The organism is Vibrio sp. FF145, from assembly GCF_041439075.1.
GTDB lineage: Bacteria > Pseudomonadota > Gammaproteobacteria > Enterobacterales > Vibrionaceae > Vibrio > Vibrio tasmaniensis_A.
Map to the genome: position 1 here is coordinate 83,141 of NZ_JBGONH010000013.1, position 7,929 is coordinate 91,069.

Here is a 7,929-nt window from a genome sequence, read left to right on the forward strand (position 1 = left end):
AGGGGTATTGCCATGGTAACTAACAAAATTGATTTTAAGGCGAGAGAGGGACTGTGAGACAATAAAAAGCCTCGAAGAAATCGAGGCGGTGAATGGTGTGGTTGTTAGAGAAAGCGAATACTCAAAACGAACCTGTTCTTAGTCGAACTTATTGTGCGGGATGAACCTGGGGGAAGTTCATGGTTGGGTGCTTTTCGACAATACTTGTGTAGCCGTACACATCTTCAATCATCGAAGGCTTAAGTGCTTCCCAAGGGCTGCCATCGCAAACTAAGTTTCCCTCTTTCAAAACTATCAATCGATCTGAGTATTGAGCGGCTAGGTTTAAGTCATGTAAAACTACGATAACCGCTGCGTTGTGGTTGTCGGCTAACTCTCTCGCGATCTTTAACGTGTTGTGCTGATGGGCAAGATCCAGTGCTGATGTGGGTTCATCAAGCATCAAGATACATTGGTCACCAGAATAGTGAAGTTGGGTTAGTACTCGAGCCAAGTGAACACGCTGTTTTTCACCGCCAGATAGAGAAGGGTAGAGTCTTTTACTTAGGTGAGACACATCGGCAACATCCATTTTCTGGCTAGCTATGCTAGTGAGCTTCTTGTTGGACTCTTGCAACGGGATACCACCAAGCTCAACAACTTCATGTGCCAGAAAGGGGAAGGTCAAGGTACTGTGTTGAGGAAGCATCGCTAAATGTTTCGCCAACTTCTGCGAAGGCCACTTATCTTTGGTGTGTCCAAAATACTGAATATCACCCGTGCTCGATATCTCCTGACATAAAGCTTTGAGCAGCGTGCTTTTTCCTGCGCCGTTTGGTCCAAGTAGTGTTGTTACCTTTCCTGCTTCAATCTCAATAGAAACGCGGTCTAAAATCACTTTGCTGCCAAACTTCACTTCGATGTCGGTTGCTTTTAACGCTGTAGGAAACATTAAAGGATTCTCCCTTTCTGTTGAAATAGTAGATACAAGAAAAATGGAGCGCCGATGATCGCAGTGACAATACCAACTGGCAACTCAGCTGGTGCCAGTGCCACGCGAGAGAACATGTCTGCAGCTGTTAGTAATAACGCGCCTAATACCGCAGACAATGGGAGTAGGACTCGATGATCTGGGCCCGCTAACATGCGGCCTAAATGAGGAATAACCAGTCCGATGAAGCCAATCATGCCAGACAAGCTAACCGTGATACCAACGCCTGCGGCAGTCAGTAGAATGAGCTTTCGCTTGAGTTTCTGTACTGGAATGCCAAGGTGTTGCGCTTCTGACTCGCCCAGTAATAGAGCATTCAGTGACATTGCTTGGCGGTAGAAAACAACAAACAATCCAACGAGTGTGACAGCAGCAAGTAAAATTCCGGACCACTTAGCACCCGCCAATGAACCCATCGACCACAACGAAAGATCACGTAGCATTTGGTCATCAGCAATGAAATTCAAGAAGCCAATACCTGCGCCTGACAATGCACTGATCGCAACACCCGCTAATAACATGATGGTCACCGAGGTACCGAATTTTCCCGTACCTAGCTTATAAACTAGCAGGGTGGTTAAAGCGCCACCTAAAAAGGCAAATACTGGCACGGCCGCAAAGTTCATAAAAGCAGGGTATTGCAGTGAAAGTTCAGAGAAAAGAACAATAGCCAACGCCGCGCCTAATGCAGCTCCGGCAGAGACGCCGATGATCCCAGGTTCAGCAAGCGGGTTTCTAAATAGCCCCTGCATGACGGCACCACATAATGCGAGAATCGCGCCTATTAGCATACATAAGATGGTTCTCGGTAAACGGATCTCTTGAATCACCAAATTGATGTGGGGAGCTAAGTCATTGCTGGGTCGGAATAGGCTGGCTGCGCTGTCAGCTAAGCTTATGTCCATAGGCCCAACGGTGACCGAGTACAGCGCGGTTAAGACTAGGATAGCGCCGAAGCCTAACATCGATGTTTTTAGTGGGACGGATCGTAACAACATAAAGAGCCTCAATGTCTATCACTAGCTTCAATCCTCGTAATCGACTTTGCGAAAGCGACGCGGTAATGAGGATTGAGCAAGTAACAGTAAAAATAGGGTAGTGAGTTATAGCGGATAGATAAGTGCGTTTAATCGCTTCGCTTCAGAAAGGCTTTCAAGACCAAGCCCTCCAACTAGAGCGCTGCCCTTTACGGTAATGATTTGCTTGTTCATGCCTGCTGGCGTTGCCGCTAGCATAGGTAACGATTTAAGAATGGCGTCAGCACCGCCTATTTTCTGGTAGCTACGGCCGCTCACTAAGATGACATCAGGCTGCATTTCAACGAGTGATTCCATCGACAGTGGTTTGTAAGAGGTCAGGCTTTTAGCCGCAGGGTTAACACCGCCAGCCAGTTCAATGATCGCGTTGGGTGATGTTTCACTGCCAGCAACATTTGCAGGACGACCTTCGTGCAGTAATAGGAACAGAACTTTCTTTGCTTCGTTGCTTGGTATTTGATTGGCTTTTAGTGCCGCGATTTTTTGATTCACTTCGGCTTTCACTTGCTGTGAGTGAGCTTCGGTATGCGTTATCTTAGCTATTTGGTCGATTCGCTTTAGTAGCCCTTCAACGTTTGCTTCGGTGTTAACGATCTCGACATCGATACCCACAGATTTTAATTGAGAAATGGCGTTGTCTGGCCCCATCTCATCTGAGCCAATCAGTGTTGTTGGCGACAAGGCAATCAACCCTTCGGCAGAAAGGTTTCTGTGATAACCAATCTTTGGAAGCTTTTTTGATTGAGGTAAGTGACTGGTCACATCAATTGCTATCAACTGCTCTTCAGCACCCAGAGCAAGAACTAATTCGGTAACGGCGCTGCCAGCACTGATGATTCTAAGTTGTTTTACGTCGTCAGCATTGGCGATAGGTGCAGCAAGTACCAACCCCATAGCGGCGATTGCGAGTAAATGTTTGTTGTTCTTTAATTTATTGAGCACTTTTAAGTCTTTCATAATAATTTATTTGTACTTTCTTTTGATGGAGAGTAATCGCGAAGATGCTTTGTGATCAGCCTGTCCGCATGTTGAGTTTGAATCGATAGAGAGCTGGCTTTGGTTATTTGGTCTTATCAATAAAGAGTCCAATCTCATAAAAGGTGCTAGGTCTCATGAAAATTTAAGAGTCGTTCTAGCCTTCCTCCGTGAGTAATTGGGTTGCTGGAATACCGTTTTCTTGTAAGAACGACAACAACTTCACTAAGTTCTCAACGTTAGCTGCTTTATCGGCGCCAATGATGATCGGTTTCTTATCCGATGTGCCTGTTTCTTCTAACAGTGCGATCTTGAAGTTTTCCCAGTCGATGTACTCTTGGCCGTTGATCGCCCAGTAAGGTTCGTGATCTAAGATATTGACGCTAATCGAATCTTTATGAACTTCAGAAACGTTTTTAATATCAGAACTCGGAAGCTCCACCTCTAATGACTCCAACTTCACTGATGCTGTCAGTAGAAGGAAAACCATCACGATAAATATAATGTCCAGTAAGGGTGTTAAATCCGGAACTAAGCTCTGTGTTTGAGATGAGTGGGGCGTTTTAATCATGCTTGGCTCACATCACCGATAGAGGCTTTGCTGACAGGAGTCCCTTGAGTGTCGCCAGACTGACTGGTTTGAATTGACATGCCTTCTAGCCAAACATTCACATAATTCAGAGTGTGTTCTAACTGAGCTAGCACTCGATCGGCCCATAACCCGAGTAGTTGAGCTCCTGAAATCGCAGGAAGCGCAATCATCAAACCCGCAGCAGTGGTTCTCATTGCTAATCCAAGACCGTCTGCCAAATCATTAGGCGTGATGCTGCCTGTTGTAGCGGCAACGCCTTTAAACATCTCAATAAGCCCAAGTACTGTGCCAAGCAGGCCAATTAGCGGGCTGATGACGCCGATCAAGCCAAGCAGTCTTAAACCTGCATGAAGCTGGTGGCGTTTCTCTTGTAGCCAAATTCCTGCTGCATCTTCACGTAAACCTTTTGAGAAAGAGTGGTGAGCAAGCAGCATCGACACGCCCTTGTACAGCAGAGGTCGTTTACCAGAAATAGATTGTGCTAATGCTTCGATTTCTTTGCTATTGGTTGGTGAAATCTGATTGAGCTCACGACGAATAGCGCGTTTGCCAACCCCAATGCTTAGCATGACTTGGAAGATACGCTCTGCGATGATCATTGCTGTTAATGCTGAACAGATTAGAAGAGGCCATGTCATTAGGCCAAGTTGATCTTGTAAGTAACTGATTTGTTGCATGGTTAATCCAACTTAAAACGAACAGGTATTTGCACACGGTGAGCAATTGCTCGACCATTTACAGTATGAGGTGAGAACTTCCATTTCTTAATGGCTTTCAAGGCAGCGTTGTCGAGCATTAGTGCGCCTGATGAGTTGACTAATGCCTGTTTAATTTGTTTTCCTTCAGCATCTAACCAGACCTCATAAGTTGCGACACCTTCAACGCCTCGGCGCCTTGCTTGGCGTGGGTAGCTTGGTGGTGTTGGACGAGCTGTAAAAGAGGGCCTAGTGATTAACACCGGCTCTTGGTTAGATACGCCTTGGTTAACTTGTCGAGGTTGGTTGGCGGACTCGTCCATATTTTTATCGACTTTTTTGTCGGCCATCTTTTCTGGTTGAGTCACCGGTTTTTTTTGAATCGGCTTCTTCTCGACTGTCTTCTCCACAACCTTTTTCTCTACTTTCTTGGGCTGAGGCTTATTGGTGATCGCTTTTTTCTTTGGTGCAGGTTTGGCTTGCTTTGGCTCCACTGCTTTCGGTTCGACAGGTTTAGGTTCTGGGTGTGGGACCGTTTCCTTGATTGGCTCAGGCTCAACTGGCTCTGTAACGGTTTTTTGCTGAGCTTGTGAGGGAACGCTCTTTGGAGTGAAGTTGATCGATACCGTGTTCGATTGGCTACCTGCAGGCATTGCGAAGACTTTGGATTCTTGAGCGACAAATAACATCGCCGCATGAATCACTAACGATGCACCGCCTGCAATAACATATCTAGGAACGTTCACATTCAATCCTTCACCAAATCTAAAATATGTATCGGATTATTGCTTAGAATCTAAATAAGATCAATTATCAATTGCATTATCATTTGCGTCTATTTATGATTCTCTCAGTTTTAGCAAACAGTCTTCCAGGCTTTGCTATATAAGTGTTTAGAGAGATTATATGAGCGTTGATATATATAAGTTTGACGAATCAATTCTGGGCGTTTCTAGCCCAGACCCACTTCGTTTTGCATTTGCCAAAAAGCTATCTGCACATGCTGGGGGAAGCTCAATCCCGGTCGACCCGAGCAAGAAATTGGAAATCTTTGATGAATTGATGCTGAGTGAAGGAAAGAAACAGGATAAACGTTGTTTGTATATCCATATTCCTTTTTGTCGCGTGCGTTGTACGTTCTGCAATTTCTTCCAAAATGCCGCAAGCCGTAAATTAGTGGATGAGTATTTTGATGCACTGATGGTTGAGCTAAAGCAAAAAGCTAAAACCTCTTGGGCTCAGTCAGGACTATTTCACGCCGTCTATATTGGTGGTGGAACACCCACCGATTTATCTCCTCTACAAGTTGAGTTGTTAGGTAAGGCTATTCGTCAACACTTCCCATTAGCGAACGATGTGGAAATGACCTTAGAAGGGCGTATTAATCGATTTGGCGACGAGATGTTTGATCGTTCGCTGGAAGGTGGCTTCAATCGTTTCTCATTTGGTATTCAAAGTTTCAATACTCAAGTTCGACGCAGTGCTAAGCGCTTGGATGACCGAGAAGTTGTGTTGGAACGTATCAGTTCACTGAGTCGCACTGAACAAGCGCCTATCATTCTTGATTTGCTATACGGGTTGCCACACCAGTCTATGGAAGTGTTTCAACAAGATTTAGAAGACTACATGTCGACTGGTGCACACGGTATTGATCTCTACCAACTGATTGTTTCAGGCAACGCGCCTATGCTTAATCTTGTTGAGAAAGGAAAAATCCCACCACCGGCTAATACGCCAGATAAGGCGAGTATGTACTTGGCGGGCGTTGAGTTCATGGCAAAGCACAAGGTTAAGCAACTGAGCGTGAATCACTGGACTCGTGATAACCGCGAACGCAGCATTTACAACAGCTTAGCGAAAACTTATGCCGAAGTTCTACCCATTGGTTGTGGCGCTGGTGGCAACATCGGTGGTCATGGTGTGATGCAACATCGAACTTTAGACAGCTACATGGAGTCTATAAAGCAAGGTCAATTGCCAATAGCCATGATGACCAAGCAAAGCTCACTAGAGCCAACCTTCTCTTCATTGAAAGCCGGTTTTGATTCTGGTGTTGTAAGAAGAAGTAAGTTGCCGAGTTTTATGGGGCAAGACACGTTTGACTACCTGAAGCCTCTGTTTTCACATTGGGAAAAAAATGGCCTAGTTGATCTTTCGGAAGATTACCTGAGCCTGACTATAGCTGGCAGTTTCTGGGCGGTAAGCCTTGCACAGAGTGTGATTCAAGTGCTTAACACTGAATATCAGACCTCGCACCCAGCACCAACTGCCTCTGGCTTGGGTGCTCACCCGCATGCAAGTTTGAAGCACGCTTAATCTCGAACTTCTAAATTATAACTAACGTCAATCACTCGTTTATACGGAAATCTATTCAATGACAGATACAACATTAGCAATGACAGAAACTTTAGAACAACGTGTCGCACGCATTCTAGAAGAAGAACCAAAACTGCTTCCTACTGCGATTGCTGAGAAGCTAGGTGTTTCAGAGGTTGAAGTTGTCGCTGCTTTTCCTGGAGACATGGCAGTGATGTTAGATGGCAGCCGTGCTCAAGATATTCTAGAAGGTTTGGTTGGTTGGGGCCCAGTGACCACAATTATGCATTCATTTGGCTCAATCTTCGAAGTAAAGGCGCCGTTCCCTAAAGGCAAAGTAGCGCGTGGTTACTACAATCTGATGGGTAAAGAAGGCGAGCTGCATGGCCACTTAAAACTGGATAACATCAAACATATTGGTTTGGTGAGCAAGGCGTTCATGGGGCGTGAAAGTCATTACTTCGGTTTCTTCAGTGAAACAGGCGAAAACATTTTTAAGATTTACCTAGGTCGCAATGAAAAGCGAGAGCTGATTGTCGACCAAGTTGAACGCTTTAACGCACTAAAAGAAAAAGCTTAACCAGACTTAACGGCAAGCTTAAATAAGGTTGCTAACTCGTTTAAACAGAACATCAATGCTCGAGGATCGTTTAGTTCGCTAATGATCGCTCAACCTCGAGCAAAATAATAAATCAGAGAAAGTGAAGAAAGGAATTACCTATGGAACAGCAAGTAAAACAAGAACGTCTACAAGGTCGCCTAGGTCCAGAAATTAAAGAATTTCGCCAAGAGCGCCGTACCCTTCAACTTGCAACGGTTGATGAAGAAGGTCGCCCGAACGTAAGTTACGCCCCTTTCGTTCAGAACCAAGAAGGTTATTTTGTTCTAATTTCTGATATTGCTCGTCATGCTCGTAACTTGAAAGCAAACCCTCAAGTCTCTTTGATGATGATCGAAGATGAAGAGAGCTCGAAGCAGCTTTATGCACGTAAGCGTCTAACCTTTGATGCTCAGGCAAGTGTTGTAGAGCGTGAAACGGAGCTTTGGACTCAAGTGATCGGCCAGATGCAAGAGCGTTTCGGCGAGATCATTGATGGTTTGAGCCAGCTTCAAGATTTCTCTCTGTTCAACCTTAAAGCTGAGAATGGCCTGTTCGTAAAAGGCTTTGGTCAGGCATACCAAGTGTCTGGTGATGATCTGGTGGATTTCGTTCACCTGCAAGAAGGCCACAAAAAGTATCTAACGAATAGTCTCGTTTAACTGGTTACCTAAGAAGCCCTCCTGTGAGACAACACCTATCATTTAAGGTGTTTAGATCGCACAGTGTAGCGAGTCTTACTAAAA

9 protein-coding genes are annotated in these 7,929 nt (G+C 45.1%); 3 read left to right on the forward strand and 6 right to left on the reverse strand.

All coding sequences use genetic code 11. The annotated features are described in order from the left end of the window. Positions 1–148: 148 nt before the first annotated feature. The 6 genes from ACED42_RS07190 to ACED42_RS07215 all read right to left on the reverse strand — a co-directional run bounded on the left by ACED42_RS07190 (position 149) and on the right by ACED42_RS07215 (position 5,015). Entirely contained in the window at positions 149–931 is a 783-nt protein-coding gene (locus ACED42_RS07190) for a heme ABC transporter ATP-binding protein (protein WP_017102757.1), read from the reverse strand. After that, on the reverse strand, positions 931–1,968 hold the full coding sequence (locus tag ACED42_RS07195; protein WP_029222880.1) for an iron ABC transporter permease: 1,038 nt from the start codon (positions 1,966–1,968) through the stop codon (positions 931–933). The genes ACED42_RS07190 and ACED42_RS07195 overlap by 1 nt, the downstream gene beginning before the upstream one ends. Before the next feature lie 105 nt (positions 1,969–2,073). Further along, positions 2,074–2,964, reverse strand: a complete 891-nt coding sequence (locus ACED42_RS07200; RefSeq protein WP_371701987.1) for a hemin ABC transporter substrate-binding protein — start codon at positions 2,962–2,964, stop codon at positions 2,074–2,076. 175 nt (positions 2,965–3,139) lie between these two features. After that, a complete protein-coding gene (locus ACED42_RS07205; protein ID WP_009845734.1) occupies positions 3,140–3,553 on the reverse strand; it encodes a biopolymer transporter ExbD in 414 nt (137 codons plus the stop codon). Then, positions 3,550–4,251 carry a MotA/TolQ/ExbB proton channel family protein gene (locus ACED42_RS07210; protein WP_371694598.1) on the reverse strand — a complete coding sequence of 234 codons (702 nt, stop codon included), beginning with the start codon at positions 4,249–4,251 and terminating at the stop codon, positions 3,550–3,552. Before ACED42_RS07210 ends, ACED42_RS07205 begins: the two co-directional genes overlap by 4 nt. A gap of 2 nt (positions 4,252–4,253) precedes the next feature. Continuing rightward, positions 4,254–5,015: an energy transducer TonB gene (locus ACED42_RS07215; protein WP_371701989.1), complete on the reverse strand. Its 762-nt coding sequence runs from the start codon at positions 5,013–5,015 to the stop codon at positions 4,254–4,256. 160 nt (positions 5,016–5,175) lie between these two features. Here ACED42_RS07215 and hutW point away from each other — a divergent pair, with 160 nt between their 5' ends. The 3 genes from hutW to hutZ all read left to right on the forward strand — a co-directional run bounded on the left by hutW (position 5,176) and on the right by hutZ (position 7,845). Continuing rightward, positions 5,176–6,585 (forward strand): heme anaerobic degradation radical SAM methyltransferase ChuW/HutW, encoded by a 1,410-nt coding sequence (gene hutW / locus ACED42_RS07220; RefSeq protein ID WP_371701991.1) that lies wholly within the window; start codon positions 5,176–5,178, stop codon positions 6,583–6,585. Between the two features lie 58 nt (positions 6,586–6,643). After that, on the forward strand, positions 6,644–7,165 hold the full coding sequence (gene hutX / locus ACED42_RS07225; protein WP_371701993.1) for a heme utilization cystosolic carrier protein HutX: 522 nt from the start codon (positions 6,644–6,646) through the stop codon (positions 7,163–7,165). 140 nt (positions 7,166–7,305) lie between these two features. Next, entirely contained in the window at positions 7,306–7,845 is a 540-nt protein-coding gene (gene hutZ, locus ACED42_RS07230) for a heme utilization protein HutZ (RefSeq protein WP_371701995.1), read from the forward strand. Positions 7,846–7,929 lie beyond the last annotated feature (84 nt).